Origin of the sequence: Bradyrhizobium neotropicale (assembly GCF_001641695.1) — a bacterium.
GTDB classification, from domain to species: Bacteria; Pseudomonadota; Alphaproteobacteria; order Rhizobiales; family Xanthobacteraceae; genus Bradyrhizobium; species Bradyrhizobium neotropicale.
The window spans coordinates 13,498-38,380 of record NZ_LSEF01000125.1 but is presented as its reverse complement, the minus strand read 5'-3'; the positions used below and the strand labels follow the sequence as shown (position 1 = coordinate 38,380).

Here is a 24,883-nt window from a genome sequence, read left to right as displayed (position 1 = left end):
CATTCTCCTGAACAAGGGACTCACTACTCTGCCCGTGCTTTGATCTCCGGCAAGGGCGGCTTGCGCTCAAAAGGCTTCTTTTTCGGCGGCGCGGGCAGCAATCCTTCTCGGATCGCCTGCTTCCGAGCGAGCTTGCGGGCCCGGCGAACAGCTTCAGATTTCTCGCGAGTCTTTTTTTCCGACGGCTTTTCATAGGAACGCCGCTGTTTCATTTCTCGGAAGACGCCCTCGCGTTGCATCTTTTTCTTGAGAACACGGAGTGCCTGCTCGACATTGTTGTCTCGCACAAGTACCTGCAATTGATCCTCCTCGATGGGGCTGCGAATTGCGACACGCCCTGCATGGCAGCCAATTGCGCAGGAGCTTCATTGCGATTTTGAGGATGGTGGCGGTGACATTCGTCGCCGGCTTCGGACAAACCGGTCTTGTCACAACGCTGCAACGTAGCGGTATCGACAGTGACCACTGTCGTGCGGCCCTGTCAATCGATAAAGCCCTGCTTGCACGTCGACGGCCCCAGTTGAAACCTCTCGATCGGGCACCACAGCAGCCTGGCTGAAACAAAAAGCTCCGTTCCTTGCAAAAACGTGAAGTTGATGTGTATATTGAGGAAGTTCGATTTGCCGCTGTGCCTTGTTGAATGCGCCCGCGGGCTCCTTTTCCAAAGACATCGACGAAGTTGAAGGGCACCGCGTGATTGTCGCGCGGCATACGCTTGTGCACTTTGGAGAAGAAAATGACGACAGGTACTGTTAAGTGGTTCAATGCCCAAAAGGGCTTTGGATTTATTCAGCCCGACGACGGCGGCAATGATGTATTCGTTCACATCAGCGCGGTCGAACGAGCCGGTCTTACGGGTCTTGGAGAGGATCAAAAGGTCAGTTTCGAGATCAAGACCGACAAGATGCGAGGGAAAGTCAGCGCCGAGAACCTCTCGCTGGCTTGATGTCGTGGCGCCGTTTCACGGATGTACTGAAACGGCCATTCTGCCCGCTCGATGCTCAGATTGAGCGGGTTTTGTCGGCTGCGAAGGGGGGTGAAGGATGAACGCCAAGAAAACGGCAGAGCCGTCACCCGAACACATCGCGCGTTCCGATCGTAAGCGCTTGGCCGCTGAAGAGGGAGCGCGGGCATTGGCGGACGTCGAGAGGCAGGCCATCGCGGTTCGCGCGAACATGACGCGGCTTCGAGAAGTGCGCGAAGCCAAGGAAGCGGCTGACGCAGCTCTTCGAACAACTTTGCCAGCGCACGCGCCCAAGAAACGCCCGAGAAAACCACCGCGATAGCCGTCTCAAAGTCGTAAACGGAACTTCGAGGGCCGTCACATTCTGGGGAGAGCGGGTCGTGCCTAGAGTCAAATCGGACGACGGAACCATCACTTTCTTTCTGGCGTTCGGCGCAAATCGACAGATGTGCCGGCTTACGACGACGTTTAACACGCAGAAGCAGGCCTTCAGCTACTTGCAGAAGCATCGAACGGAGTTCGAGCGTATGGCGCGAACGCGCCTTGCTTCAGGGGAGCTCGAAGACGGGATTGTCGTCCTTTCGATGCTCTAGTCAGACCTACCAAGTTGGCATGAGTAATTTCGGCGACGCTCAGTTGATCGGGCGAACTCTTTCGCAGACGAATGTCGCTCTCAAGATGAGACCGCTTGCGTCCCGAATTCCGATGGCCAAGCCATCGATGCTCGCGAACGTTTCAAGCTCTTTGGCAATGTCGGCTAAAGATAGTGCCGCCTCAAGCTCTGCGGCCCGTTGACTGGTCAAATCCAGGCCTTCTTCGTCTACGACGAGCGCCTTGCCGTCCCAGATATTAGAAATGCGACACCTAAGACGCCCTATCGGGTTGGCTTCGTCGTTCGATCGGGCTGGCTTCGTCGTTCGGCTTCTCTGGCCAACCGTTCAGCTTTCAGCCGTTCCCGATTTGCGTGGAAGGCTTGTTGCGCTTTTTCGTAGTCAGTCGTGGCTTTCTCTGCGACGCGCTTGAACAGATTGTTTGCCTCATTCACCGCAGGCGATCGGAAATGCTGTCTCATCGCTTGTCCTCGTTTGTCTTTGAAGTCGCGCGTGTTGGCGGCTTCTCGTTGCTCAGGTTATTTTGGATCGACTTGCCGCGCTTGGGCCGATCAATTCGCACGCGGTCGAACTCCGCGGGTCCATCGAGCAGATCCCGCTTGCGAGTTGCCCGATCATCTGCTGTCGCCGTTGTGTCGCCCATGCGGTCAATCGCATCGCCATCCATTTTGCGAGCGCGCCGCTTCTGTCGATCTTGATCGGCGCGCAGCGTAAGTCCCAGTTCGACGAGCGACTTATCGCCTCGGACAAGCTAGGCTTATCATTCTGGGAGCCATCCATGATACGATGGCTCTCAGCAGAGATTCCGAAGGTCGAAAGCCTGCAACTGGCGAGGGTGGAACGGCTTGCCGATTTTCTCATCGGGCCTTTCAGTTTGCAAACAGAATGTCGGTGGTGGCCCGCCCCTCGGCAGAAGTCTGAAGACCAACGGGCAGTCGCCCGATTGGTTCCGACCGACTAGGGAAGCAAGAGCTATTCTTTGGAATGGTGCGTGATGAGCGACCTTTAGGAACATCGGTGGTCAGCTCTGGTTGGCGGTTGAAGCTACCGCCCATTCGAGACCCCGACCATGTCAGCCGTGACGAACTTGCTTGCTCGACGGCAGCAATTGCTCAGGCAGCTTGAGAGCGGCCCAACAGGGATTGAGCGCGACGAAATTGAGCGTCAGCTTGCGCAAATAGATACCGCGCTGGACGTGTTGGAGTGGTTGGATACGAACAAGGGTCACAGCAAACCATGATGTCGATGCGACGCGCGTCGCCCTTTAGCAGAGCCGGTCAGTTCTTACGCGGCCTTACCGGACCGCCAGTTCTTCGATGGCGCGAGCGGCTATCTGTGCTGGTTCAATGATGCCGGTTTGCACGACTTTTATGACTTTCCTTGCGACCGCTTTGGGTTGAGGATCATCGCGATCCTTAATGCAGAGCATCCGCAGCCCCATTCGTAAGCCGCTGTGGCACAGCTGATCTGCTCCGGCTCCAGACCAGAGCCTTGAAGCAGCCGGTAAATGGCCGTCACAATTCTAGCTCGCTGAGGATATGGTCCCGGTGCGCCAGGTGCTGGGCTTGCAGCTCTCGGAAGGTCTTAAGCAGGTCTATGGCCTCGCCAGTATTGAGGCCAGCGCTACGCATATCTGCAATCCGCCGCTCTTGCGCCGCAATATGCCGTTCGCCTTGGGCCACATGCCGTTCAGCTTCCTCAAGGTGTCGCAGCTGCATTGCCCGGTCCATAACGCAGCCTACTCCCGAGCGGGCGCCGCGTCTCGTTAAAATGGAACCGTCTTCCCTAAACTCCAGGGCCGGATGCCCCCCCGGCGACATCATTCGGCCTTTTTTGCGCTTAACTGGCGCTGGCTCCCCGTCAAGCGCAGTGCTGGTGTCGACTACACGCCGTCGGTCTGATTGGGTTTCCAGTCGTACTTGGACCGTGCTCCACGCCAAACAGGCGCGCCCATCACCGGCTCAAGCCCGACTAAAGCCGTCCACCGCCAGCGTGATCTTGTGCGCGGTATGGTCAATGGTGATGCAGTTTATCTTCGTCAGGGCGCCGCTGGTCCTGAAGAACAGTTTGTGGTGGAGCTTTAGCTCGGCGTCGATTTGGTGGTGCCCTTTGATAAGCGTGCCGTCGAGGGTGGTCTGGCCCACTTCATCGCCGGCTTCGTTCACGATTGTTCGGATCATTTCGTCTTTGATGGGTTTCATCTCCGCCTCCTACAACGTTGCGCCGGTCGGGGCGTTCGAACCAGACGTACCCAAACACGATACGATGGGCGGGCGCATCAAGCTCTATGTGCAGGAGAACTTCCCGGAGGCTTAGAGCCTGACGGCCTGCACCGCTCCGGGCTCGCCTGACATGGCGCGCTGCGGACTACCGAACCGGTCTATCGTGATCCATTCGCGGTCAAATGTCGGCTCATACAAAGCGAAGCCGTCAGGACTGGACGTGACGACCAGCGTCTCCGGATCGAGCTTCTGCAGCTCATCTATTAGGTCTTTGATTTTCATGGCCGTGCTCGTTGCATGCGCCGCGGTGCCGGCGCGTTCGAGAGCCTTGGCCATTATAGCCTCGCAGTCCTGCGCTGTCAGGACAGTGCCCCAGTCCCGCAGCTTCTGCTGGAGGGCAGCGACCATCAGCCTCACGGCGCTCGTTGCGGCTTCCTCCCTCGAGAGAGACCGCCCAGAGAGAGCGAACCAAAGGGACGCTAGACGCAACTCACGGGTATCCCCGGGGCAGAAAATCACCCGCTGTCCCACCACCAAACCACTGCGGCACAAGTCCGCTTTACCCCGATAGGCGGACACCGCCGCGGGCCCTCAATGAGGTCTGCGTCGGGACACAAACCTACCCGGTGCCGGAAACTAGATTGCCGACACACCTTCTCGACGAAAAATGTGGGCCAGGACGTGTGCGTGCGGGCAGTCGCAAACCGTTCTATCTCGAGCGTTCGGCCGCCGCAGTTAGCACTGGATAGCGGGCATAGAGCGTGTCGACGCGATCCCGCCACATCGCCACGAACGCGCCCGAGGTGAGATTATCGACCGACTTCCATTCGCGTTTGACCGCCGGCAGCGTGTTGCCCCAGATGGCGCGCTTGCACCATCGCTCGCCCTTCGCCGAGCCCTCCTGGGTTGCGCACATCGACTTCCAGGCAATCCGCTGCGGATGGCTGATGTGTTCGGCGGCTCCTTCCCCGCCCTGCTGGTGGATCAGGTAGAGATCGGAAAACGTCGGCTGCTTGTGCGTCATGACTTCGAATAGCGCAGCCTCGGTGAGGAACTTGTAGGCGGCACCCATAGCGTTGTCGCGAGGATTGAGGATGTCGCCCGATCCGTATTTGCTGAATTCAAACTTGCTCAGCTGGAACAGACCGATATAGGAGCCGGTGCGTTGCCTGGGATTGAAATCGGATTCGATTTTGGCGACCGCCTTCATGAAATTGGCATCGACGCCGAACGCTTTGGCCGCGCGTTCGATCTCCTGGACGGGCGTTCCGAGCGGAACGCCGCTCAACGCCGACAAGGCAATCTTCGCGGGTTTCTCCGGCGGCGGAATTTCCGAGTAGACGTAGTACTTCAGATACGCCGGTTCGCCTTCGTCCGGATTGGGCGGAGCAGCGGGCGGACGGTCCTGCTGTGGCGCTGCCTCGTTCTCGGGCGGCGCTGCTTCAAGGCTGGCGACCTGCGACATTCGCCCTAGCCGCAGCGAACTGGTTACATCGGACGGCATCGCCGCGTCCGGCGCGGCGGCGCTGAATTCCGCCGCGACGATCGCATTAGCCGATGAGCTTGGATCGAATTTCGACTCAATGACCGGGGTCTGAAACGCTGCTTGGGCATTTGTCAGGACCATCGTCACATTCAGCGGGACGGCGCTGAATGCACCAGCAACTCTCGCATTCGGCGTTGCGACGCTCGGGCGCCATACCGCGATCTGATGAATCGCGGCAAGCGAAGTCGCGGTCAGCGCACCGGCAATGCAGCTTGCTCGCCAAATCTTCAATGTCGCCAGCCGCGCGGCCGCGGTTCCCCCATTCATGCCCCCAACTTGGCACACGAATTAAGGAGGCGAAGAGGAGACAATAGGGCGCACCTGTGGCGCAGGTGCGGTCAGTCTCGGCCGCCTCGCCAAGAGATCGCCTAAATTGGAAGTTGCGGTCTTGATGGGCCTCCGACCGAGGAAAAGGGCACCATGTCGCGCAACCACCGCTAAACAAGGCATCTTCGTGCATTAGCGTGTCGGCGGCCTGTTTTGCTTATTTTTGAAGGTTTGCGGCAAAGAACTTGGCTGCTTCGGCCTTCGCTTCCTGATCAGCTTTGGCGTCGTATCTGAGCGGCAAGTTGAACTTCTTGCCGAGTTCGGTGGCTTCGGGGTTCGTGAACGCGTGCACAGCACCGGGATACTCGATGATACGATAATCGGCCTTCGCTGCGTCGAAATCCTTCTTGAGCGCATCGTACTGCTCGCGCTTCACGAACGGGTCGTCCGCGCCGTTCAGAATGAGGATTTTCGCTTTGACGGCTCCCGGCGCCGGCGCGGGGGTGTTGAGACCAAGTGATGCGTGAAAGCCGGCAACGGCGGCGAGATCAGCGCCGGCGCGCGCCATGTTCAGCACCACCGCGCCGCCGAAGCAGTAACCAACGGCGCCGATCCGCCCGGGATTGACCGAGGCCTGCTTGGCGAGTTCTTGCCACGCGGCGTTGAAGCGCTGCTCCATCACCTTCGGGTTCTTCATCACTGATCCCGAGAGCGCGCCGGCATCCTTCGGGTTGTCGGCGGTCTTGCCGTCGCCGTACATATCCGCGATGAATGCAGCATAACCCTGCTGCGCGAATTTTCGTGCCTCGTTATGAATGTGATCGGTGATGCCCCACCATTCAGGCACCATCACGATCCCGGGCCGCTTCGCTTGACTAGCGTCATCGTATACGAGGAAGCCCTTCATCGTGGTTTCGCCGTCCGTATACGTGACCGGCTGTTCCTTTACAGCAGCGTTTGCGCTCGCGATGACCGCGACGGCGCACAGTGCTCCCACTATATTCGTTCGCATGTTGAACTCCTGCAGGTTTGGCACCGCACTACATTGGCATGCCAGCGATCCCTACGCTAGGCGGGGCAAGGGGTCCTTCGATTCGAAATCCGCAACGGAGTCGTTTGCCAACATTGCGCGAGCGACGGGGGATGGCGTCGAGACCGAGGCATAGCGCGGGATGCTGCTGCAGCTCGGATGCAGCCACATGCAGGGCTGGCTGTTCAGCCCGGCGGTACCGGCCGCCAAATTGAAGCAGTTGCTGTCGGCGCAAGCCGCGGCGGCTTAGCGCGCGTGTTCGTCCCCGGCGCCCGGCGCGCCGCCGACAAGCCTGATGACTTCGCGTCGTTTCATCGGAACATTGGCTCTCGGCGCGGCCGAACGAGTTTTACTTTCAAGGCGCCGGCTCGCCAAATATCCTTCTGATAACTTCGTTGCCATGAGACTCGAAACACCGGCCATGGCTGAGCACAATGCGCTCCGGCCGCCATGAGTGGATTTTTGCGAATGCTGCTTTAGCCTTTCGCTGCTGCAGCAATAGCGGCAGCCGCATGCCCAAGAATATTTGCCCGCGGGGATGGTACATCCCGCTGAGCTTTGTCGCGGTTCGCCAAGGCTCGGGCATCTTATCCAACTCGATGTTGATAATCGTGTCCGCGAGAACCAGCGTCTTCGATTTCTTGTGAAAGAAAATGAACTCTTTGAAGTACCCACCGGGAAATAGCGTCTGGTCGATGTCTTGCCGCCATTCTTCCGGGGGATTGAAGTCGAGGTCGCGCGCAAACGTGACGGCGATGTGCCGATCGCGCGCTCTTTGGCGTACACGCGGTGAGGCCCATGGGATCGCATCGGGAAAGGCTTTCGACCACTCCCCGATGTGAGCGTAGTGAAACTGGTTGGGTGACACGAGATGTCGGATTGTGCCCATCCGCTGCAGCTCGCCTGCCAGCCCCCCATCAAATTTGATCGGCGACTGCAGGAAGAGATCACCATTCGAGAGGCGCACCACCGTCATCCGCGTCGTGAAAGGTAGCGGTAACGTGACGCCACCCACGGTCAAGTACTCGAATGGCCCATCGACTATTCCGATGTCCGGCCCCATCGGCTTGAATGCGTTGATTGGTTCGTAGAGAGAGGCACCCACAGTCATCCACCGGATAGCTTCTTGGACGGAGTATTTCTGATCGCGGGATGTCTGCAACAGGTCTCACTTGCTGACATGGCAAGAGCGGCGGTCCACGTCCGGCTTGGGCCGTCAGGCGACGTCAGCGCGGTCCGAGTCATTTCAGTGCTTCGGTTGGGTGATCGGCTTCCGTGAAGTTGTCTGAACGCGCTTCAAGCGATCGTTATCGGACGCTGTTGACATACTGTACCGATCAGTCTAATTTGTACCTATCGGTACAACGGAGATGCAGACATGACTAAGATTGCCCCGCCCTTCACACTGGAAAGCGCCAAGCAGAAGGTCCGCCTCGCGGAAGATGGATGGAACAGCCGGGACCCGGAAAAGGTGTCCCTCGCGTACACGCCGGACAGCCAATGGCGGAATCGCGCCGAATTCGTCAGCGGGCGGGGTCCGATTGTCGCGTTCCTTTCCCGGAAGTGGGCGAAGGAACTGGACTACCGCCTGGTGAAGGAACTATTTGCCTTCACCGACAACCGAATTGCCGTCCGCTACGCTTATGAGTGGCATGACGACAGCGGCAACTGGTTTCGCTCATACGGCAACGAGAATTGGGAATACGATAGCGAGGGACTGATGCAGCGGCGCTTCTCCTGCATCAATGACGTCCCCATCAAGGAAGAAGATCGCAAGTTCGATTGGCCTCTCGGCCGCCGTCCGGATGACCATCCGGGACTGTCGGATTTGGGCCTCTAAACTAGATTTGGGCCTCTAAACCAGAAAGGCATCGCATGCGGACGCTCAATGAGCGCCCTGACGTCATCCCCCTCGTAGCCGAAGTCTTCCGGGAATTCGGCTACGAGGGCGCGTCATTGAGCCGGATCACTGAAAAAACCGGCCTGGGAAAGGGCAGCCTCTATCATTTCTTTCCCGGCGGCAAAGAAGACATGGCCAAGGCCGTGCTGGACGAAGTTGGTGCCTGGTTCGAGCGTGAAGTCTTCGCCCCCTTGCGCGACGACGCACCTGAGGCGGCCATCACTCGCATGTGGGATACCGTCATTTCATATTTCCGCTCAGGACGACGCATTTGTCTCGTCGGAGCATTTGCCCTCGACGGCACGCGCGATCGTTTTGCCGATGCAATTTCAAGGTATTTTGTCCGATGGATCGCATCATTGCGTGATGCACTCGTCCGACTGGGATGGGACCCTGCGGACGCCAACCAATCCGCCGAAGAAGTCGTACTTGGAATTCAGGGCGCCTTGGTGTTGGCACGCGCAACCAATGACGAGAGCCTTTTCGTGCGAACCATAGACCGGCTCAGGTTGCGTCTGGAGCCCCGAAAAGGAGCTCAACGGCCTCGAGCGCGCCGCGGTGCCTAGCCGTCCTTGAAAGACGCCGAGGCGAAGCCTCGGCTTTGGCGTAGCGCCGGGTGGGGCTCTCTCCACGCGGGGAGTGTCTCTATCGTGGAAGCACCCCCACCCGTAGCCGATGCTGCGCGTCGGCGTTCTTATTAAAGAACGGCGGGCGTAGGCCACCTCTCCCCCGCAAGCGGGAGAGGGAGCGCACCTCCTTCGTGGCAATCATCTTGCTCTAGGCGAGGTCCGGAAACGGGACGCTCACATCTGTCGTCGGGCGGCGTGCACCTCGACAAATTCGGAGTCGGGATGGCTGACGATGGTGGCGACCATGATGCCACTGATGATCAGCGACCAGGCGGTGTCCCAATAAATCCAAAACATGTCCCAGCCTCCGTTTCGACATCCTCAGCCAACGGGAATCAGGGTAACGGCAGAGCGCTGCCACCGTTCCCGGCGCAAGGCTCGGCACAGCGACGCGCGGGCGCAGCCCTATTTGTTGGTCGACGGGACATCACCGCCGGTTTGACCGGTGTGGCGCTTTGCCACGACATCCTCGTCGCGCTGCCCCTTTTGTGGGCGTGGCGACGATTTGGGCTGGCCGGCCTGACCGCCATGCTTGCAGCCCATGTCGGGCTTTCCTTCGAGATCATTTTCGTTGGGCATACCGCTTCAATGCGCTGGCACGGCATTGGTTCGCAATTTGCTTGAGCGGTGCCGGATGTGAACGATTTCATAGGGACGTTGCCGTTTGCGGTGCACGATCGCCAGCGCGCCTCTCGCGCATCACATCTTCGACGCACGGATTTTGGCTTGATGCGCAAGCAACTCGTCGCCTGGACCATCCTGACCTCCGCGCTGGTCGCGGTCGCCGTCTGGACCTTGCTTGGGCCGCCCGAACATCCGGGAGCGCCGAACCTGCCCTCGCGCAGTCTCCACGCGGCGGTGCGGTAGCGATCGCTCGCCCGCGCGCGGTGACCGCGACCGATACAATTTCGGCATCGATCAATCCCAATTGGAATTTGGTGCCGCCGCGCCCCGCCCGCTATCCTCCCGCAAAACGATAGCGCCGCATCCGGCACGACCGATCAGGAGGAGCCCATGTCCAGACCGAAATTCAGACTTGCCCGCCGCCCTGCGTTCGCAGCCCCACGCGCTGCGATCGCCAAAATCCTCGTCGCTTCCTTAAGCCTCATTTCCGGAGCCGGCGCCAGCATGGCCGACACCTACGCCTATATCGGCAATGCCGACAGCAACGACATCAGCGTGTTCAAGGCGACCGAGAACGGCGAGATGACGCCGGTGCAGACCGCCGCTTTCAAGGGCGTCGAGAAGCCCGGCTCGTCGACGCCGCTCGCGATCACGCCCGATCGACGCGTATTGATCGCTGGCGTGCGCTCGCAGCCCTACCTCGCGGTGAGCTTCGCGATCGATCCGAAGACCGGGCAGCTCAGCCACATCGGCAACGGACCGCTCGCCGACAGCATGGCCAACATCGCCATCGACCGCTCCGGGAAATTCCTGTTCAGCGCCTCCTATGGCGGCAACAAGGTCGCGCTCAATCCGCTGCTCGCGAACGGCGTCGTCGGCGAGCCGAAGCAGGTGATCCCGACCGGGCTGAACGCGCACGCCTTCCTGCCCTCGCCCGACAACCGCTTTGCGTTCGCGACCAATCTCGGCTCCGATCAGGTGCTGAGCTTCGCGTTCGATGCAGCGACCGGCGCGCTGGCGCCGAGCGAGCCGCCGGCGATCAAGGTGCCGGAAAAGTCGGGACCGCGGCACTTCGTATTCCATCCGAGCGGCAAGTTCGTCTATCTCGTCCACGAGCTGAACGGCGACGTTGCGGCGTTCGCGTATGAGGCAAAGAGTGGCGCATGGAGCGAGATCCAGCGCACCACTGCGCTGCCCGAAGGTTTTAACGGCAAACCCTGGGCCGCCGACATCCACATCACCCCGGACGGCCGCTTCCTCTACGCCTCCGAGCGCACCACCAATACGCTCGCCGCGTACAAGGTCGACGCGGCGACCGGCAAGCTGACCACGATCGGCAGCGTGCCGACCGAGAAGCAGCCGCGCGGCTTCAACATCGATCCCACCGGCCACTATCTCGCCGCCGTCGGCGAACTCTCCGACGGCATGACGGTCTATGCCATCGACCAGACCAGCGGCACGCTGAGCAAGCTGAAATCCTATCCCACCGGCAAGAAGCCGAACTGGGTGGAGTTTTTGAGCCTGCCGTGAGCTTACCCTCCCCTGGAGGGGGAGGGTAAGCTCATATTGAGCGCGGCGAAATATGAGACGGGGTGGGGTGACGGTCTCTCCGCATCGAACACTGCCCGAGTGGAGAGATCACCCCACCCCGCTCGCGCTTCGCGCGATCGACCCTCCCCCTCCAGGGGAGGGTGGGAAGCAGCGAACCTCCTCTTCATTCCGGTGACTAATTGAACGGCGGCATCGCGCCGCCGGCGCGGCCGCGGCAATCTCGTCACGGGGGCGGCCCATGGCCCGCCGTGCGTGCTTCTGCTATCGATGGGCGCCAACGCCCAACCGGAATGATCTATGCGTCCATTGCCTGCGCGTTCCTTTTCCAGAAAGCTCATAGCCCTCGCCGGACTGCTGGTGCTGTCCACCCAGGCCGCGCCGGCCGCCGATGACGATGCGCCCAAGGGACCGGCCGTCACGGTGCTGAAGGTGGCCAAATCCTGCTTCTCCGACATCGTCGAGGCCACCGGCACGATCATGGCGCGCGAGGAGACCTCGGTGCGGCCCGAACGTCCCGGGCTGAAGGTGACGGAGGTGATGGCGGAGGCCGGCGACACCATTACCGCCGGCCAGGTGATCGCACGTCTCGCGCTGCCCGAAGGCGGCACGGTTCAGGTCACCGCGCCGGTTGCCGGGGTGATCGCCACGTCAACCGCCCAGATCGGCGGGCTCGCCTCGGCCAAGGGCGAAGCGCTGTTCACGATCGTGGCGCGCGGCGAATACGATCTCGTCGCCCTGGTGGCCACCAGCGACATCAAGAAGCTCGCGGTCAGTCAGCCGGCGACGGTGAAGGTCGCCGGCGCCGGCGACCTCGACGGCAAGGTGCGCCGCATCGGGCCGACGGTCGAGCCGAACATCCAGCAGGGCATGGTCTATATCGGCATCTCGTCGCAAAAGCGGCTGTTGCTGAACGCGAGCGGGCGCGCGCTAATCAAGACCGGGCAGAGCTGCAACATCGCAGTGCCCCTGACCGCCGTGCAGTATTCCTCCGCCGGCACCGTGGTGCAGGTGATCCGGCGCAACCGCGTCGAGACCAAGCGTGTCGAGATCGGACTGATGTCGGGCGGCAATATCGAGGTCCGCGACGGCCTCAACGAAGGCGACATCGTCGTCGCCCGCGCCGGCGCGTTGCTGCGCGAAGGCGATCCCGTGCGCCCGGTGATGGCAAGCGCGGACGCGAAGTGACGAACTTCGTAGGGTGGGCAAAGCGAAGCGTGCCCACCTCTTCTATCGAAATCCGGGAAAGATGGTGGGCACGGCGCTTTTGCGCCTTTGCCCACCCTACAATTTTCTGAGAACTAGCCGCCGGCTTCGTTGAACTGAACGTCTTCGAGCAGCGACGAGGACACGGTCGGGACCTGATCGCCTTCGGAGGCGCGGGAGATGGCGACGCGAGTCTTGTTGAAGACGGCTTCGGCGCTCGCCTTCGTGTCGAGATTGTTGAGGAGCTCGCTGACCAGCACGCTGTGCTCGCCCTTGCCGTCGTCGGCGACCTTGCCGGGCGAGGCGGAGGAGAGGATCAGCGCATTGTCGGGCGCGCTGATCGGCGCAAGGCCGTGCGAGTAGGAGCGGAAGCGGCGCTCATAGGGGTTGCGGCGAGAGGCATCGACGACGACGAGCTTGGCCTTGGCGCCCTGCTCCTTCATCATCTCGATGACGCCATCGATGGAGACACCGTGGCGGCGAACGTCGCTCTCCTTCCAGATCACGGCATCGACCGGCAGCATGTAGCTCTCGCGGCCGGCCTGCACGCCATAGCCGCCGAAGAACAGCATGACGACGCTGTCGCGCTTGATCCTGGACTTCAGGCGGTTGACGGCGCGGACCATGTCGTCCTTGCTGGCGTCCTCCACCATGTCGACGTCAAAGCCGTTCTTGCGCAGGGCCGAGGACAGCGCGCGGGCGTCGTTGATCGACTGCGTCAGCGGCGCGCTGGCGTCGGGATAGTGACCATTGCCGATGACGAGCGCCAGGCGCGAGGTCTGGCCGATCGAGCCCGTGACCTGGTCGGTCGAGACTGCCTTGGCGGCGTCGAGCGAACGCATGTTGAGGGCAGCATGAGCGCCGATCACCAGCGACACCGTGCCGATGAGGGCTGCGGCGACCGCAATCGTGCGTCGGGAAATGTCGAGCTGCCTTACATTCATCTCGGTTCATTCCTGTCAGTGCCAAAGAGCGTCCAAGCGCGCGCACACCTGTTTGAGTAGCGCGATGGCGTCTTTAGGTTTGAGGGATTGGCCGGGGATGTGTCCCCGAATTGCGCGCAATTTGCGGCGCCGCACCAAACAAACCCTTAACCGGATATAGTCCTCCCGGCAATAGATTGCCAAAAATTTGAGCTAAGCCGCTGAGGGTGTTAGTTAATTTCAAGAGGCGGCTTGGCGCATTTTTTCACCGTCCGAGCCCTTCCAACGACTTGAACATGCATCCGCCGTGCCGGGCTTTTCCGTGACCTCCATCACATTTGTTTTTCCTGCGAATCCGGGTAGCTTTTTCAATCACTTGCAGGGGGTTTGGCGGGCGACTGGAGCGCGCTCGCCGAAAGCCCAGGTAAGGCCCGCGACCCAGGTATTTCATGAGCTTTCATTATTTTGCCGGCGCCGCCTGCCGGGCGCTGACGGCGCGAAAGGACGGTCCCTCGCTCTATGACGTCTGCGATCCCGTGCTGGCGGGGCCCGCCAGCGGCGATCCGCATCTGGCAAAATTCTACAAGACCGCGCTCGGCAATCCTGCACTACGGATCCTGCTCCGCCGCGCCGGCCTGCCTGAGCTCAGCGACGCGACCCGTCTCACCCGGCTCCGCGAAGCGCTCACCCGCGCCCGCGACGATGCCGAGCCCGACTGGGCTGCGCTCGGCCGGCCCCTCGCCGACCTCGTCGACACCATCCCGCTCGAGCATCCCAAGCCGCCGCCGGTGCCGTTCGCCGGCACCATGCCACGGCAAGCACAGATCGACGGTGCGATCCGCGACTGCGCGCAGCACCTGTTGCGCTCGTTCCGCCAGAACGGTTTTCTGCCGACCTATGCCGCCTTCAACCTGATCGGCGATCCCGACGTCCGCGGACGCGAATTGATCATGGCGCTGACCGGCCTGAATTCGCGCGGCTACAAGAATTCGTCGCTGCTGTTCAACCTCGCCCGCGTCTTCATCGCGCGATCGCAGGCGCGCGGTGTCATCAATCCGCCCTGGACCGGCATTGCCGAGCCGATGTGGGAGCCGGTGCAGATCCGGCACCGCTCGGCCTATTACGACGCGTTCTTCATCGAGGCGCTGCTGAGCTACGTCGAGACAGGCCTCGCCTCGTCGACTGATGCGACGGCTGCAAAGCGCGCGATCGCCGACATGGTCGATTTCTGCATCAACATCAGCCGCGAGGAGGTTCGCGGCACCGACGGCGCACGCTTCGACGTCATCACAGCGCTGGCGCCGGCGCCGCATCCGCGCTTTTCCCGCTTCTTCGCGCAAATCAAGCAGGATCTCGGCTTCGGCGTCTACGTGCCGGACTGCGACACCACGGCCTGCTCGATCTCCGCGGCGATGCAGGCAGGCAGCAATGATCCGATCCTCGACCAGCCGCTGCTGGATTTCTACGCCGGCTACCAGGTGCGCGCGGGCATCAACGAACCGCGCGTAACCGTGCCGCTCAACGACAATATCGACTACGAAGGCGGCGTTGCGACCTGGATCGACAATCTCAAGGGTGAGCGGCCCTATGGCAACGATCTCGATCCGACGCTCAATCTCGACATTCTCGAGGTGAGCTTCCGCAATCTGGCGCGCTGGAAGATTCTGGAGACGCCGGCGCGGCTCGCGACCGTCCATCGCATCATCGGCTTCCAGAAGCGGCTGGCCGCCAGCGGCGCCTTCGCCAATCCGCGCTCGCACATCTATTATCTGCCCGAGCTCTACAGCGCCTATTTCGGCCGCTGCTATGCGGCCTTCCTGTCGTTGCCGCTGGCCGCGCAGGCCGCGATCGATCCCGATGGCGATTTCGATTTCATCCGCCACCGCGTGCTCTCCTACGTCCAGGGCGAGCTGATGGCCGCCGAGATGAACGTGTTCGACGCCGCCCTGGCGCTGATCGCGCTCGGCCATCTCGGTGCCGATCCGCGCGCTTTTGCACCGGCGCTGAACGTCATCATCGCGCAGCTCGGCGAAGGCGGTCGTCGCGGCCCGTTCCGCGCCTATGAATGGAACAAGATGAAGACGCCGACGCGGATTCTGGTCGGCGGGCCGGAGGTGACGTCGGCGTTCGTGCTGATGGGACTGGCAGTGGCACGGCGGGCGATGGTGGGACGGGGGTGAGATATCGTGCCCCCGGGCAAAGAGGCGTAGGCTGGGCAAAGGCGCGCACTTCGCGCGCCGTGCCCACCATTCATCCGCGATGGACATGGCGGGCACGCTTCGCTTTGCCCACCCTGCGGGACCGAAACATGATGACAGGAAGTTGAAAGCCTATCTCTTAGGCAGACGCTGGCCGGACGGTCAAAAGCCGACCACAATTGCCCGGCCTATCGAAATTTTCCTCAAGCGCGGACCGGCATGTTGCGAAAATTCCTGATTGCATTGTCCCTGATCGTCATCCCGTCGCTGGCGCAAGCCGCCGACATCACCGGAACGGCAAAAGTCCGCGACGGCGATTCCATCCTGATCGGGAACACGCGGATCCGGCTCGGAGGCATCGACGCGCCCTCGTCCGACCAGCTCTGCCTCAACACCAAGGGCGAGCGCTGGACCTGCGGCGTTGCCGCGCGCGACGAGCTTGCCAAATACACCGAGGGCAAGAGCTGGGTCTGCCACAGCAGATCGGTGGACCGGCGCGGCCGCACGGTGGCGCGCTGCGAGGTCGGCGGCGAGGACATCCAGAAATGGCTGGTGCGCAGCGGCTGGGCGCTGGCCTACACCCGCATCTCGCACGACTATGATGCCGACGAGGCGGCGGCGCGCGAGGCCAGGGCCGGAATGTGGCAGGGCGCCTTCATCGCGCCCTGGGACTGGCGCGTACGTAACAAGAAGACCCCCATCCTGGGCGCCACCAAGCCGCCCGAGGGCGCGCATTCGGTGTTGCTCGCCTCAGCCTCGGGGCCGGTCGCGCCTTCGCCGGATTGCACCATCAAGGGCAACGTCAACACCGCGGGCGAATGCATCTACCATACCCCGACCAGCCGCTGGTACACCCAGATCAAGATGAAGATCAGCAAGGGCACCCGCTGGTTCTGCTCGGTCGAGGAAGCGGAAGCCGCCGGCTGCCGCGAAACCAAGAGATAAGAACCCCAGACCTGCATTTTACGTGCTTTTCCTCACTCCCTGCGGCGCGTAAAAGCGTGATCGAGCAACCCATCAGCCTGTTCTCAAGCAACAAGGACAAACGACAATGACCGTTCGCGCGGGCCGGGAATTTCTGGCCATCCCCGGGCCCACTTCAATGCCCGACGAGGTGCTGCGGGCGATGCACCGTCCGGCGATCGACATCTACTCCAAGCAGATGACGGATCTGACCGAAAGCCTGATCGGCGACCTCTCGAAGCTGTTTGCGACCAAGGGCAAGTCCTACATCTACATCTCCAACGGTCACGGCGCCTGGGAAGCGGCGCTCAGCAACGTGCTGTCGCGCGGCGACAAGGTGCTGGTGCTGGAAAGCGGCCGCTTCGCGGTCGGCTGGGGCAATGCCGCCGCGCTGATGGGCGCCGAGGTCGAGGTGCTCAAGGGCGACTGGCGCCGCGCGGTGCGCCCGCACGAGGTCGAGGAGCGCCTGCGCCGCGACAGGGAGCACACCATCAAGGCGGTCGTCGTCGTCCAGGTCGATACCGCTTCGGGCGTGCAGAACGACATCGAGGCGATCGGCAAGGCGATCAAGGCGAGCGGCCATCCTGCGCTGTACATGGTCGACACCGTCGCTTCCCTCGGCTGCATGCCGTTCGAGATGGACAAATGGGGCATCGACGTTGCGATGTCCGGCTCGCAGAAGGGCCTGATGACGCCGCCCGGCCTCGGCTTCGTCGCCGCCAACGATCGCGCGCTCGAGGCGCACAAGAAGGCCAATATGAGCACGCCCTATTGGAGCTGGAGCGAGCGCGAGGGCACCGAGCATTATCGCAAATATGCCGGCACCGCGCCGGTGCATCTGTTGTTCGCGCTGCGCCAGGCGATCGATCTGCTGCACGAGGAAGGGCTCGAGCACGCATTCCGCCGGCATAGCCTGCTCGGCGAAGCCGCGCGCCGCGCGGTGGCGTCATGGTCGGAAGGCCAGGTCCTCGGCTTCAACGTCACAGAGGCCAATGAACGCTCCAACACCGTGACCACGGTGACCATGGGTGGCGGCCATGATCCCGCGGTGCTGCAGCGCTATTGCAAGGACAAGTGCGGCGTGGTGCTCGGGACCGGCATCGGCGACCTCTCCGGCCAGGCCTTCCGCATCGCCCATATGGGCCATGTCAATGCACCGATGCTGCTTGGCACCCTCGGCGTGATCGAGATCGCGCTCAACGCGCTGAAGATCCCGCACGGCAAGGGCGGGCTCGAAGCGGCGGTTGCGTATCTGGGCCAGCAGGTGGAGGCGTAGCCTTCTTCGCCTCTCCCCGCCTGCGGGGAGAGGGAGCCGACCGCCGGTGCGCCGGCCCGTCTTTAAATCCCCCACCTTCGATCTGATATAGGTGCGAGACACCAAGCACGCGCACGAGGATCGATTTGCCCAAGACCACGAGCAAGACCGCCAGCAAGACCGAGACCGCGCCCGTCGCGCCGCGACGGCCGCACTCCTTTACCTGCCACGGCATCACCGTCACTGACGATTACGCCTGGCTGAAGGACGCGAACTGGCAGGAGGTGCTGCGCGATCCCGCGGTGCTCGATGGCGACATCCGCAAATATCTGGAAGAAGAGAACGGCTACACCGAGAGCCTGCTCGGCCACACGTCGCCGCTGCAGAAGACGCTGGTGCGCGAGATGCGCTCCCGGATCAAGGAGGACGATTCCAGCGTCCCCTCGCCCGACGGTTCCTTCGCCTATTTCCGCAAGTTTCGCGAGGGCGGGCAGCACGAGTTGTTCGGCCGCATGCCGCGCAACGGCGGCGAGGCCGATATCGTGCTCGACGGCGATGCGCTCGCCAAGGACCACAAATATTTCAAGTTCGGCGGCAGCAGGCACTCGCCCGACCACAAGCTTCAGGCCTGGAGCGCCGACACCAAGGGGTCCGAATATTTTTCGATCCGGGTGCGCGACTGGGCCACGGGCAAGGATTTCGACGACGTCGTCGAGGAGACCGACGGCGGCATCGTCTGGAGCAAGGACGCAAGAAGCTTTTTCTATGTGAAGCTCGATGACAATCACCGCCCGATGCAGGTGTGGCGCCACCGGCTCGGGACAAAGCAGGCCGACGACACCCTCGTCTATGAAGAGCAGGATGCGGGCTGGTTCACGCATCTGCATGAGAGCACCAGCGGCCGCTTCTGTGTGATCGCCGGCGGCGACCACGAGACCTCCGAGCAGCGACTGATCGATCTCGACAATCCCGAGGCGCCGCCGCGACTGGTCGCGGCGCGGCAGGAGGGCGTGCAATATTCGCTCGCCGACCGCGGCGACGAGCTCTTCATCCTCACCAATGCCGACGACGCCATCGACTTCAAGATCGTCACGGCGCCGCTGGCCTCGCCCGAGCGGGCAAACTGGCGCGATCTGATCCCGCATCGCGCGGGCATCTACGTCATCGACCTCGATCTCTATGCCGGCCATCTGGTGCGGCTGGAGCGCGCCAATGCGCTGCCGGCGATCATCATTCGCGATCTCGCCTCGAGCGAAGAGCACGCGATCGCCTTCGACGAGGCCGCCTATTCGCTCGACACGATGGGCTCCTACGAGTTCGAGACGACCAATCTGCGCTTCTCCTATTCGTCGATGACGACGCCGTCGGAGGTCTATGACTACGACATGGCAAAGCGCACGCGCGTCTTGCGCAAGCGCCAGGAGATTCCGTCCGGCCACGACGTTGCCGACTACGTCACCACGCGCATCATGGCGAAAGCCCATGACGGCGCCGAGGTGCCGGTCTCGATTCTCCATAAGCGCGGCTTGAGGCTCGACGGCGCGGCGCCGCTGCTGCTCTACGGCTACGGCTCCTATGGCATGGCCATGCCGGCCTCCTTCAGCGCCAATCGTCTCTCACTCGTCGATCGCGGTTTCGTCTACGCCATCGCCCATATCCGCGGCGGCGCCGACAAGGGCTGGGGCTGGTATCTCGACGGCAAGCGCGAGAAGAAGACCAACAGTTTCGATGATTTCGCCGCGAGCGCTCGCGCGCTGATCGAGGCGAAGTACACCAGCGCCAAGCGCATCGTCGGCCATGGCGGATCGGCCGGCGGCATGCTGATGGGCGCGGTCGCCAACCGCGCCGGCGAGCTGTTCGCCGGCATCGTCGCCGAAGTGCCGTTCGTCGACGTGCTCAACACCATGCTCGATGACTCGCTGCCGCTGACGCCGCCGGAATGGCCGGAATGGGGCAACCCGATCGAGAGCGAGAAGGATTTTCGGACGATCCTGTCCTACTCGCCCTACGACAATGTCGCGGCAAAGGAGTATCCGGCGATCCTGGCGATGGGCGGCTTGACCGATCCGCGCGTCACCTACTGGGAGCCAGCCAAATGGATCGCGCGCCTGCGTGCCACCATGAGCGGCGGCGGCCCGGTCCTGCTCCGCACCAACATGGGCGCCGGCCACGGCGGCGCCTCGGGGCGCTTCGACCGGCTGGATGAGGTTGCGATCGTCTATGCGTTTGCGCTGTGGGCGGCGGGCATGGCGGAGGCGTGATCTTCGCCTCTCCCCGCTTGCGGGGAGAGGCGAAGAGTCACCGGCTTCGTGCCTCGATCCGAGGCGACGGTCTGCGGTTGGAGATGGTCTCCCGCCTCACACCGCGCCGTGCGCTTCCACGTAGAGCGCATAGACGGAGTGGCAGCTTGCCATGTAGAGGCGGTTGTTCTTGGGGCCGCCAAAGCAGAGGTTGGCGCAGCGCTCGGGCAGCTTGATGAAAGCGAGCGGCTTGCCTTCGGGGTTGAACACCAACACGCCGTCGAGATCCTCCGGCTTGCCCCTGAGCTGGAACACCCTGCGGCCACCGACATCCGTCGGCTCGGCCTGCAGCGCGCCGTTCGAGCCCCAGCCGCACCACAGATTGCCGTCGCGATCGACACGGAAGCCGTCGAGCGAGCCCTGGTCGGCGGCGTCGATCAGCTTGGTCCTGCCGCTGAGGCTGCCATCGTCGCCGACGTTGTAGCTCCAGATGCTGCGATTGGGCGTGCCCTTCCATTCGACGATGTAAAGCTTCTTCTCGTCCGGCGAGAAGGCGAGCCCGTTCGGATTGACGAGATCGGTGAGCACCGCGCTGAGCTTGCCGTCCTTGGCGATGCGGTAGACGTTGGTGGTAGCCTGCTCGGGCTTTTCCTTCTTGCCCTCCCACTCGCCATTGATGCCGAAGGTCGGATCAGTGAACCAGATGCTGTCGTCGGACTTCACCACGATGTCGTTCGGCGCGTTCAGCCGCTTGCCCTCGAACTTGTCGGCGAGCACCGTGATCTTGCCGTCCTTCTCGGTACGGGTGATGCGGCGGGTGACGGAGTGCTCGCAGGTGACGAGGCGCCCCTGGCGGTCACGCGCATTGCCATTGGCGTAGTTGGCATTGCTGCGGAACACGCTGGTCTGTCCGGTCTTCTCGTCGAACTTCATGATCCGGTTGTTGGGGATGTCGGAGAACAGGAGATAGCCGCCCTCCGGGAAATAGGCCGGCCCTTCGGCCCAGCGCATGCCGGTTGCGACCTGCTCCAGCGTCGAGGAATAGAGCCGATATTTTGCGAAGCTTGGATCGAGGATCTGGACGGCGGGGTCCGGATAGCGCTGGTTGGGCATGAAGGGGAAAGACTGCGCACCCGCGCTGCGCGCCAGCAGCATCGAGGCCGCCGCCGCGCCAGCACCGGCGAAGAGATCGCGTCGTGACAAGTTCATTTGAGTTCCTCCCTGATTGATTTTGAGACCGGGCCCCCGCGTGGACCGGCCTCTCCGTGTCGATGCGGATTGATCCGATCCCGGATCAGCGGCCGTTCTTCTTCCGCCACGCCGCGAAATCGGTCATCGTCTGCGGATCGGTAGCCGGATAGAGACCGAAGATGCCGCGGCCCCTGCCGACTTCATCGGTGACGAAATCCTCGAACGCAGTCATCTCGAAAGTCTCGTTGGCGATCTCGTCGGCGAGATGCGCGGGGATCACGATGACGCCGTCGCTGTCGCCGAGGATGACGTCGCCGGGAAACACCGGCGCGTCGCCACAGCCGATCGGAACGTTGATCTCGATCGCCTGGTGCAGCGTCAGATTGGTCGGCGCGCTCGGGCGATGATGGAAGGCTGCGAAGCCGAGCTTTGCGATCTCGGCGGAATCGCGGAAGCCGCCATCGGTGACGACGCCGGCGACGCCGCGCTTCATCAGCCGCGTCACCAGGATCGCGCCGGCGGAGGCCGCGCGCGCGTCCTTGCGGCTGTCCATCACCAGCACTGCGCCGGGCGGGCAGTCCTCGACCGCCCTGCGCTGCGGATGAGAGTGGTCGCGGAACACGTCGATGGTGTTGAGGTCTTCGCGCGCCGGCATATAGCGCAGCGTGAAGGCCTCGCCGACCATGGTCGGCTGATCCGGACCGAGGGGATGCACGTCCTGGATCATCTGGATGCGCAGGCCGCGCTTGAACAGCGCGGTGGCGACGGTGGCTGTCGAGACGGTCTTGAGCTTGTTGCGGGTGGCGTCGCTGAGTTTTGACATTGTGCTCTCTCTCTTCTTCGTCATTCCGGGGCGCGCCACTTGGCGCGAGCCCGGAATCCATCGAGCAGCACGGACTGCGGAGCAATGGATCCCGGGCTCGCCGCTTTGCGGCGCCCCGGAATGACAGTTGCGCTAGTAAATCGACGGCTCGCCGATCGGCGCGCCGAAGCCGGTCTCCAGGAAATCGAAGTCGCAGCCGTCATTGGCCTGCATGATGTGCTTGGAGAACATCCAGCCATAGCCGCGCTCGAAGCGGCGCTCGGGCTGCTTCCAGGCGGCGCGGCGCTTGGCGAGCTCTGCCTCGGGCACGTCGAGATTGATGGTGCGCGCTTCGACATCGAGCGTGATGCGGTCGCCGTTCTGCACCAGCGCCAGCGGGCCACCGACATAGGATTCGGGTGCGACATGCAGGATGCAGGCGCCGTAGCTGGTGCCGCTCATGCGCGCATCCGAAATGCGCACCATGTCGCGCACGCCCTGCTTCACGAGTTTTGTCGGGATCGGCAGCATGCCCCATTCCGGCATGCCCGGCCCGCCCTGCGGCCCCGCATTGCGCAGGATGAGAATGTGCTCCTCGGTGACATCGAGGTTGGGATCGTCGACCGCCTTCTTCATCGACGGATAATCGTCGAACACCAGGGCCGGTCCCGTATGCTTGAGGAAGCGCGGCGCGCAGGCACTCGGCTTGATGACACAGCCGTCGGGCGCGAGATTGCCCTTCAGCACGGCGAGCGCGCCTTCCTTGTAGATGGGATTGTCGATCGAGCGGATCACGTCGTCATTGTGGACTTCGGCGCCGTCGATGTTCTCGCCGAGTGTCCGGCCGGTCACCGTGATGCAGTCGAGATGCAGATGCGGCTTGATCTGGCCCATCAACGCCGGCAGGCCGCCGGCATAGAAGAAATCCTCCATCAGATAGGCATCGCCGCTCGGCCGAACATTGGCGATCACGGGCACCTCGCGGCTCGCCTTCTCGAAATCGTCGAGCCCGATATCCTGGCCGGCACGGCGCCCCTGCGCGATCAGATGGATGATCGCATTGGTCGAGCAGCCCATCGCCATCGCTACTGCAATCGCGTTCTCGAAAGCCTTGCGGGTCTGGATCGTCTTCGGCGTCAGATCCTCCCACACCATCTCGACGATGCGGCGGCCGCATTCGCTAGCCAAGCGAATGTGGTTGGCATCGGCCGCCGGAATCGAGGAGGCGCCCGGCAGCGTCATGCCGATCGCTTCCGCAATCGCAGTCATGGTCGAGGCCGTGCCCATGGTCATGCAGGTGCCGTAGCTGCGGGCGATGCCGGCTTCGATGTCGACCCAGTCCTTGTCGGAGATTTTTCCCGCCCGCCGCTCGTCCCAGTACTTCCAGCCGTCGGAGCCGGAGCCGAGCGTCTTGCCCTTCCAGTTGCCGCGCAGCATGGGACCTGCCGGAAGATAAATCGCGGGAATGTTCATCGAGGTGGCACCTAACAGCAGCGCCGGGGTGGTCTTGTCGCAGCCACCCATCAGCACCACGCCGTCGACGGGATGGCTACGCAGCAACTCCTCCGCGTCCATCGCCAGCAGATTGCGGTAGAGCATGGTGGTCGGCTTGAGCAGCGATTCCGACAGCGACAGCGCCGGCAGCTCGAGCGGCAGGCCGCCGGCCATCAGGATGCCGCGCTTGACGTCGTCGACGCGCGACTTGAAGTGCATGTGACAGGGCTGGGCGTCAGACCAGGTGTTGAGGATCGCGATGATCGGGCGGTCCTTCCACTCTTCCGGCGCGTAGCCCATCTGCATGGTGCGGGAGCGGTGGCCGAACGAGCGGAGATCGTCAGGCGCGAACCAGCGCGCGCTGCGGAGCTGGCCGGGCGTCTTTTTCTTCTTGGTCATGATTGGGTGCCCCATTTCTGGACGGTGTTCCGCTCGATCGCGCGGAAGATCAGGTTCTCGACAAAGAGCCCAATGATAATCACGGTCAATAGTCCTGCGAAGACGGCGGGGATGTCGAGCAGGTTGCGGTTCTCGAAGATGAACCAGCCGAGCCCGCCCTGCCCCGACGACACGCCGAACACGAGCTCGGCCGCGATCAGGGTGCGCCAGGCGAACGCCCAGCCGATCTTCAGGCCGGTGAGGATCGAGCCGAAGGCGGCCGGGATCAGGATCTTCGCGACATAGGGCAGCCCGCGCAGGCCATAATTGCGGCCGACCATGCGCAGCGTGTTCGACACGCTCTTGAAGCCGGAATGCGTGTTGAGCGCGACCGGCCACAGCACCGAATGGATCAGCACGAAGACGAGGCTGCCATTGCCGAGCCCGAACCAGATCAGGGCCAGCGGCAACAGCGCAATCGCCGGCAGCGGATTGAACATCGCCGTCACCGTCTCCAGGAAGTCGGTGCCGATACGGGTCGAGATCGCGAGCACGGTGAAAATGGCGGCAAGCGCGATGCCGGCCGAATAGCCCATGAACAGCACTTTCAGCGAGGTCCAGGCCCGCATCGGAATGGTGCCGTCCTTGATCCGCTCGAACAGCGTGATCAAGGTGTCGTGCAGCGTCGGGAACAGAAGCGGATTGTCGAGATAGACGCCGTAGGCTTCCCAGATCGCGGCCAGAACAAGGATGATGACGGTCTTGCGAACGAAGCCGTCGTTCCAGAGCAGCTCGAGCACGCCGAGCTTGCGCTCGACTTCGCCGGCACCGGCGATTGTAGCGGCCGGCGCGGTCCGCAGCAGAATTCTCGCTTCGCCCATGGCAGGCTCCC

Annotated in this window: 29 protein-coding genes; 15 read left to right on the top strand and 14 right to left on the bottom strand. The window is 62.5% G+C overall.

Going from position 1 to position 24,883, the window contains the following annotated elements:
* Nucleotides 1–23 precede the first annotated feature (23 nt).
* Nucleotides 24–299, bottom strand: coding sequence for a 30S ribosomal protein S21 (gene rpsU / locus AXW67_RS39885; RefSeq protein WP_027554954.1), 276 nt, complete (start codon nucleotides 297–299; stop codon nucleotides 24–26).
* 437 nt (nucleotides 300–736) lie between these two features.
* Here rpsU and AXW67_RS39880 point away from each other — a divergent pair, with 437 nt between their 5' ends.
* From AXW67_RS39880 to AXW67_RS44700, 3 genes are all read left to right on the top strand, one after another.
* On the top strand, nucleotides 737–946 hold the full coding sequence (locus AXW67_RS39880; protein ID WP_063682311.1) for a cold-shock protein: 210 nt from the start codon (nucleotides 737–739) through the stop codon (nucleotides 944–946).
* Between the two features lie 97 nt (nucleotides 947–1,043).
* On the top strand, nucleotides 1,044–1,286 hold the full coding sequence (locus AXW67_RS44705; protein WP_082908239.1) for a transcriptional regulator: 243 nt from the start codon (nucleotides 1,044–1,046) through the stop codon (nucleotides 1,284–1,286).
* Nucleotides 1,287–1,344: 58 nt separating this feature from the next.
* Nucleotides 1,345–1,557, top strand: coding sequence for a hypothetical protein (locus AXW67_RS44700; protein ID WP_027554951.1), 213 nt, complete (start codon nucleotides 1,345–1,347; stop codon nucleotides 1,555–1,557).
* Nucleotides 1,558–1,596: 39 nt separating this feature from the next.
* Here the strand turns inward: AXW67_RS44700 and AXW67_RS45175 are convergent, their stop codons facing one another.
* Nucleotides 1,597–1,812, bottom strand: coding sequence for a DUF6894 family protein (locus AXW67_RS45175; RefSeq protein WP_430648755.1), 216 nt, complete (start codon nucleotides 1,810–1,812; stop codon nucleotides 1,597–1,599).
* 220 nt (nucleotides 1,813–2,032) lie between these two features.
* Entirely contained in the window at nucleotides 2,033–2,242 is a 210-nt protein-coding gene (locus AXW67_RS39865; RefSeq protein ID WP_063682304.1) for a hypothetical protein, read from the bottom strand.
* Between the two features lie 402 nt (nucleotides 2,243–2,644).
* On the opposite strand from AXW67_RS39865, the gene AXW67_RS43455 reads away from it, so the two are divergent.
* Nucleotides 2,645–2,815, top strand: coding sequence for a hypothetical protein (locus AXW67_RS43455; RefSeq protein WP_198024801.1), 171 nt, complete (start codon nucleotides 2,645–2,647; stop codon nucleotides 2,813–2,815).
* Nucleotides 2,816–3,122: 307 nt separating this feature from the next.
* Nucleotides 3,123–3,344: a hypothetical protein gene (locus AXW67_RS42970; RefSeq protein ID WP_161491345.1), complete on the top strand. Its 222-nt coding sequence runs from the start codon at nucleotides 3,123–3,125 to the stop codon at nucleotides 3,342–3,344.
* A 192-nt stretch (nucleotides 3,345–3,536) separates the two neighbouring features.
* On the opposite strand, the gene AXW67_RS39850 is transcribed toward AXW67_RS42970, so the two are convergent.
* The 5 genes from AXW67_RS39850 to AXW67_RS39830 all read right to left on the bottom strand — a co-directional run bounded on the left by AXW67_RS39850 (nucleotide 3,537) and on the right by AXW67_RS39830 (nucleotide 7,751).
* Nucleotides 3,537–3,776, bottom strand: coding sequence for a hypothetical protein (locus AXW67_RS39850; RefSeq protein ID WP_145928179.1), 240 nt, complete (start codon nucleotides 3,774–3,776; stop codon nucleotides 3,537–3,539).
* 111 nt (nucleotides 3,777–3,887) lie between these two features.
* Nucleotides 3,888–4,133 (bottom strand): hypothetical protein, encoded by a 246-nt coding sequence (locus AXW67_RS42565; protein ID WP_145928178.1) that lies wholly within the window; start codon nucleotides 4,131–4,133, stop codon nucleotides 3,888–3,890.
* Nucleotides 4,134–4,506: 373 nt separating this feature from the next.
* Nucleotides 4,507–5,610, bottom strand: a complete 1,104-nt coding sequence (locus AXW67_RS39840; RefSeq protein WP_245315900.1) for a transglycosylase SLT domain-containing protein — start codon at nucleotides 5,608–5,610, stop codon at nucleotides 4,507–4,509.
* Nucleotides 5,611–5,827: 217 nt separating this feature from the next.
* A complete protein-coding gene (locus AXW67_RS39835; protein WP_245315898.1) occupies nucleotides 5,828–6,517 on the bottom strand; it encodes a dienelactone hydrolase family protein in 690 nt (229 codons plus the stop codon).
* Between the two features lie 478 nt (nucleotides 6,518–6,995).
* Entirely contained in the window at nucleotides 6,996–7,751 is a 756-nt protein-coding gene (locus AXW67_RS39830; RefSeq protein ID WP_063682301.1) for a DUF4336 domain-containing protein, read from the bottom strand.
* A 267-nt stretch (nucleotides 7,752–8,018) separates the two neighbouring features.
* On the opposite strand from AXW67_RS39830, the gene AXW67_RS39825 reads away from it, so the two are divergent.
* The gene (locus AXW67_RS39825) at nucleotides 8,019–8,480 is read left to right on the top strand and encodes a nuclear transport factor 2 family protein (RefSeq protein WP_063682300.1); all 462 of its coding nucleotides are present in this window, start codon (nucleotides 8,019–8,021) and stop codon (nucleotides 8,478–8,480) included.
* Between the two features lie 35 nt (nucleotides 8,481–8,515).
* On the top strand, nucleotides 8,516–9,106 hold the full coding sequence (locus AXW67_RS39820) for a TetR/AcrR family transcriptional regulator (RefSeq protein ID WP_063682299.1): 591 nt from the start codon (nucleotides 8,516–8,518) through the stop codon (nucleotides 9,104–9,106).
* Between the two features lie 237 nt (nucleotides 9,107–9,343).
* Here the strand turns inward: AXW67_RS39820 and AXW67_RS44840 are convergent, their stop codons facing one another.
* Complete coding sequence (locus AXW67_RS44840; protein WP_256380022.1) at nucleotides 9,344–9,466, bottom strand: hypothetical protein; 123 nt, start codon at nucleotides 9,464–9,466, stop codon at nucleotides 9,344–9,346.
* Between the two features lie 141 nt (nucleotides 9,467–9,607).
* Between AXW67_RS44840 and AXW67_RS43450 the strand changes: the two genes are divergently transcribed.
* The 4 genes from AXW67_RS43450 (at nucleotide 9,608) to AXW67_RS39805 (ending at nucleotide 12,529) form a co-directional block, all read left to right on the top strand.
* Entirely contained in the window at nucleotides 9,608–9,793 is a 186-nt protein-coding gene (locus tag AXW67_RS43450; RefSeq protein WP_201723775.1) for a hypothetical protein, read from the top strand.
* A gap of 105 nt (nucleotides 9,794–9,898) precedes the next feature.
* Nucleotides 9,899–10,036, top strand: coding sequence for a hypothetical protein (locus tag AXW67_RS42960; RefSeq protein ID WP_161491343.1), 138 nt, complete (start codon nucleotides 9,899–9,901; stop codon nucleotides 10,034–10,036).
* A 147-nt stretch (nucleotides 10,037–10,183) separates the two neighbouring features.
* Nucleotides 10,184–11,323, top strand: coding sequence for a lactonase family protein (locus AXW67_RS39810; RefSeq protein ID WP_063682297.1), 1,140 nt, complete (start codon nucleotides 10,184–10,186; stop codon nucleotides 11,321–11,323).
* Nucleotides 11,324–11,641: 318 nt separating this feature from the next.
* Nucleotides 11,642–12,529, top strand: a complete 888-nt coding sequence (locus tag AXW67_RS39805; protein ID WP_063682296.1) for an efflux RND transporter periplasmic adaptor subunit — start codon at nucleotides 11,642–11,644, stop codon at nucleotides 12,527–12,529.
* Nucleotides 12,530–12,642: 113 nt separating this feature from the next.
* Here the strand turns inward: AXW67_RS39805 and AXW67_RS39800 are convergent, their stop codons facing one another.
* Nucleotides 12,643–13,491, bottom strand: coding sequence for a caspase family protein (locus tag AXW67_RS39800; protein ID WP_063682295.1), 849 nt, complete (start codon nucleotides 13,489–13,491; stop codon nucleotides 12,643–12,645).
* A 428-nt stretch (nucleotides 13,492–13,919) separates the two neighbouring features.
* Here AXW67_RS39800 and AXW67_RS39795 point away from each other — a divergent pair, with 428 nt between their 5' ends.
* From AXW67_RS39795 to AXW67_RS39780, 4 genes are all read left to right on the top strand, one after another.
* Entirely contained in the window at nucleotides 13,920–15,650 is a 1,731-nt protein-coding gene (locus AXW67_RS39795) for a hypothetical protein (protein WP_063682294.1), read from the top strand.
* Nucleotides 15,651–15,887: 237 nt separating this feature from the next.
* Complete coding sequence (locus tag AXW67_RS39790; RefSeq protein WP_063682293.1) at nucleotides 15,888–16,613, top strand: thermonuclease family protein; 726 nt, start codon at nucleotides 15,888–15,890, stop codon at nucleotides 16,611–16,613.
* A gap of 106 nt (nucleotides 16,614–16,719) precedes the next feature.
* Nucleotides 16,720–17,907 carry a pyridoxal-phosphate-dependent aminotransferase family protein gene (locus AXW67_RS39785; protein WP_063682292.1) on the top strand — a complete coding sequence of 396 codons (1,188 nt, stop codon included), beginning with the start codon at nucleotides 16,720–16,722 and terminating at the stop codon, nucleotides 17,905–17,907.
* Between the two features lie 125 nt (nucleotides 17,908–18,032).
* The gene (locus AXW67_RS39780; RefSeq protein WP_063682291.1) at nucleotides 18,033–20,147 is read left to right on the top strand and encodes a S9 family peptidase; all 2,115 of its coding nucleotides are present in this window, start codon (nucleotides 18,033–18,035) and stop codon (nucleotides 20,145–20,147) included.
* A gap of 96 nt (nucleotides 20,148–20,243) precedes the next feature.
* Here the strand turns inward: AXW67_RS39780 and AXW67_RS39775 are convergent, their stop codons facing one another.
* From AXW67_RS39775 to AXW67_RS39760, 4 genes are all read right to left on the bottom strand, one after another.
* Nucleotides 20,244–21,335: an SMP-30/gluconolactonase/LRE family protein gene (locus tag AXW67_RS39775; RefSeq protein ID WP_063682290.1), complete on the bottom strand. Its 1,092-nt coding sequence runs from the start codon at nucleotides 21,333–21,335 to the stop codon at nucleotides 20,244–20,246.
* Between the two features lie 85 nt (nucleotides 21,336–21,420).
* Nucleotides 21,421–22,140: a ribonuclease activity regulator RraA gene (locus AXW67_RS39770; protein WP_063682289.1), complete on the bottom strand. Its 720-nt coding sequence runs from the start codon at nucleotides 22,138–22,140 to the stop codon at nucleotides 21,421–21,423.
* A 132-nt stretch (nucleotides 22,141–22,272) separates the two neighbouring features.
* A complete protein-coding gene (gene araD / locus AXW67_RS39765; protein ID WP_063682288.1) occupies nucleotides 22,273–24,012 on the bottom strand; it encodes an L-arabinonate dehydratase in 1,740 nt (579 codons plus the stop codon).
* A complete protein-coding gene (locus tag AXW67_RS39760; RefSeq protein ID WP_063682287.1) occupies nucleotides 24,009–24,872 on the bottom strand; it encodes an ABC transporter permease in 864 nt (287 codons plus the stop codon). The genes araD and AXW67_RS39760 overlap by 4 nt, the downstream gene beginning before the upstream one ends.
* Between the last annotated feature and the right edge of the window lie 11 nt (nucleotides 24,873–24,883).

Excerpts from the sequence above, each read along its gene's own strand:
- AXW67_RS43455 (WP_198024801.1), top strand. The coding sequence starts at position 2,645 with ATGTCAGCCGTGACGAACTTGCTTGCTCGACGGCAGCAATTGCTCAGG.
- AXW67_RS39825 (WP_063682300.1), top strand. The coding sequence starts at position 8,019 with ATGACTAAGATTGCCCCGCCCTTCACACTGGAAAGCGCCAAGCAGAAG.
- AXW67_RS39840 (WP_245315900.1), bottom strand. The coding sequence starts at position 5,610 with ATGAATGGGGGAACCGCGGCCGCGCGGCTGGCGACATTGAAGATTTGG.
- AXW67_RS39795 (WP_063682294.1), top strand. The coding sequence starts at position 13,920 with ATGAGCTTTCATTATTTTGCCGGCGCCGCCTGCCGGGCGCTGACGGCG.
- AXW67_RS39835 (WP_245315898.1), bottom strand. The coding sequence starts at position 6,517 with ATGAAGGGCTTCCTCGTATACGATGACGCTAGTCAAGCGAAGCGGCCC.
- AXW67_RS39820 (WP_063682299.1), top strand. The coding sequence starts at position 8,516 with ATGCGGACGCTCAATGAGCGCCCTGACGTCATCCCCCTCGTAGCCGAA.
- AXW67_RS44840 (WP_256380022.1), bottom strand. The coding sequence starts at position 9,466 with ATGTTTTGGATTTATTGGGACACCGCCTGGTCGCTGATCATCAGTGGC.
- AXW67_RS39800 (WP_063682295.1), bottom strand. The coding sequence starts at position 13,491 with ATGAATGTAAGGCAGCTCGACATTTCCCGACGCACGATTGCGGTCGCC.
- araD (WP_063682288.1), bottom strand. The coding sequence starts at position 24,012 with ATGACCAAGAAGAAAAAGACGCCCGGCCAGCTCCGCAGCGCGCGCTGG.
- AXW67_RS39785 (WP_063682292.1), top strand. The coding sequence starts at position 16,720 with ATGACCGTTCGCGCGGGCCGGGAATTTCTGGCCATCCCCGGGCCCACT.
- AXW67_RS42960 (WP_161491343.1), top strand. The coding sequence starts at position 9,899 with ATGCGCAAGCAACTCGTCGCCTGGACCATCCTGACCTCCGCGCTGGTC.
- AXW67_RS42565 (WP_145928178.1), bottom strand. The coding sequence starts at position 4,133 with ATGGCCAAGGCTCTCGAACGCGCCGGCACCGCGGCGCATGCAACGAGC.
- AXW67_RS39770 (WP_063682289.1), bottom strand. The coding sequence starts at position 22,140 with ATGTCAAAACTCAGCGACGCCACCCGCAACAAGCTCAAGACCGTCTCG.
- AXW67_RS39850 (WP_145928179.1), bottom strand. The coding sequence starts at position 3,776 with ATGAAACCCATCAAAGACGAAATGATCCGAACAATCGTGAACGAAGCC.
- AXW67_RS39880 (WP_063682311.1), top strand. The coding sequence starts at position 737 with ATGACGACAGGTACTGTTAAGTGGTTCAATGCCCAAAAGGGCTTTGGA.
- AXW67_RS39760 (WP_063682287.1), bottom strand. The coding sequence starts at position 24,872 with ATGGGCGAAGCGAGAATTCTGCTGCGGACCGCGCCGGCCGCTACAATC.
- AXW67_RS39805 (WP_063682296.1), top strand. The coding sequence starts at position 11,642 with ATGCGTCCATTGCCTGCGCGTTCCTTTTCCAGAAAGCTCATAGCCCTC.
- AXW67_RS39790 (WP_063682293.1), top strand. The coding sequence starts at position 15,888 with ATGTTGCGAAAATTCCTGATTGCATTGTCCCTGATCGTCATCCCGTCG.
- AXW67_RS39865 (WP_063682304.1), bottom strand. The coding sequence starts at position 2,242 with ATGGATGGCGATGCGATTGACCGCATGGGCGACACAACGGCGACAGCA.
- AXW67_RS39830 (WP_063682301.1), bottom strand. The coding sequence starts at position 7,751 with ATGACTGTGGGTGCCTCTCTCTACGAACCAATCAACGCATTCAAGCCG.
- AXW67_RS44705 (WP_082908239.1), top strand. The coding sequence starts at position 1,044 with ATGAACGCCAAGAAAACGGCAGAGCCGTCACCCGAACACATCGCGCGT.
- AXW67_RS39775 (WP_063682290.1), bottom strand. The coding sequence starts at position 21,335 with ATGAACTTGTCACGACGCGATCTCTTCGCCGGTGCTGGCGCGGCGGCG.
- AXW67_RS39810 (WP_063682297.1), top strand. The coding sequence starts at position 10,184 with ATGTCCAGACCGAAATTCAGACTTGCCCGCCGCCCTGCGTTCGCAGCC.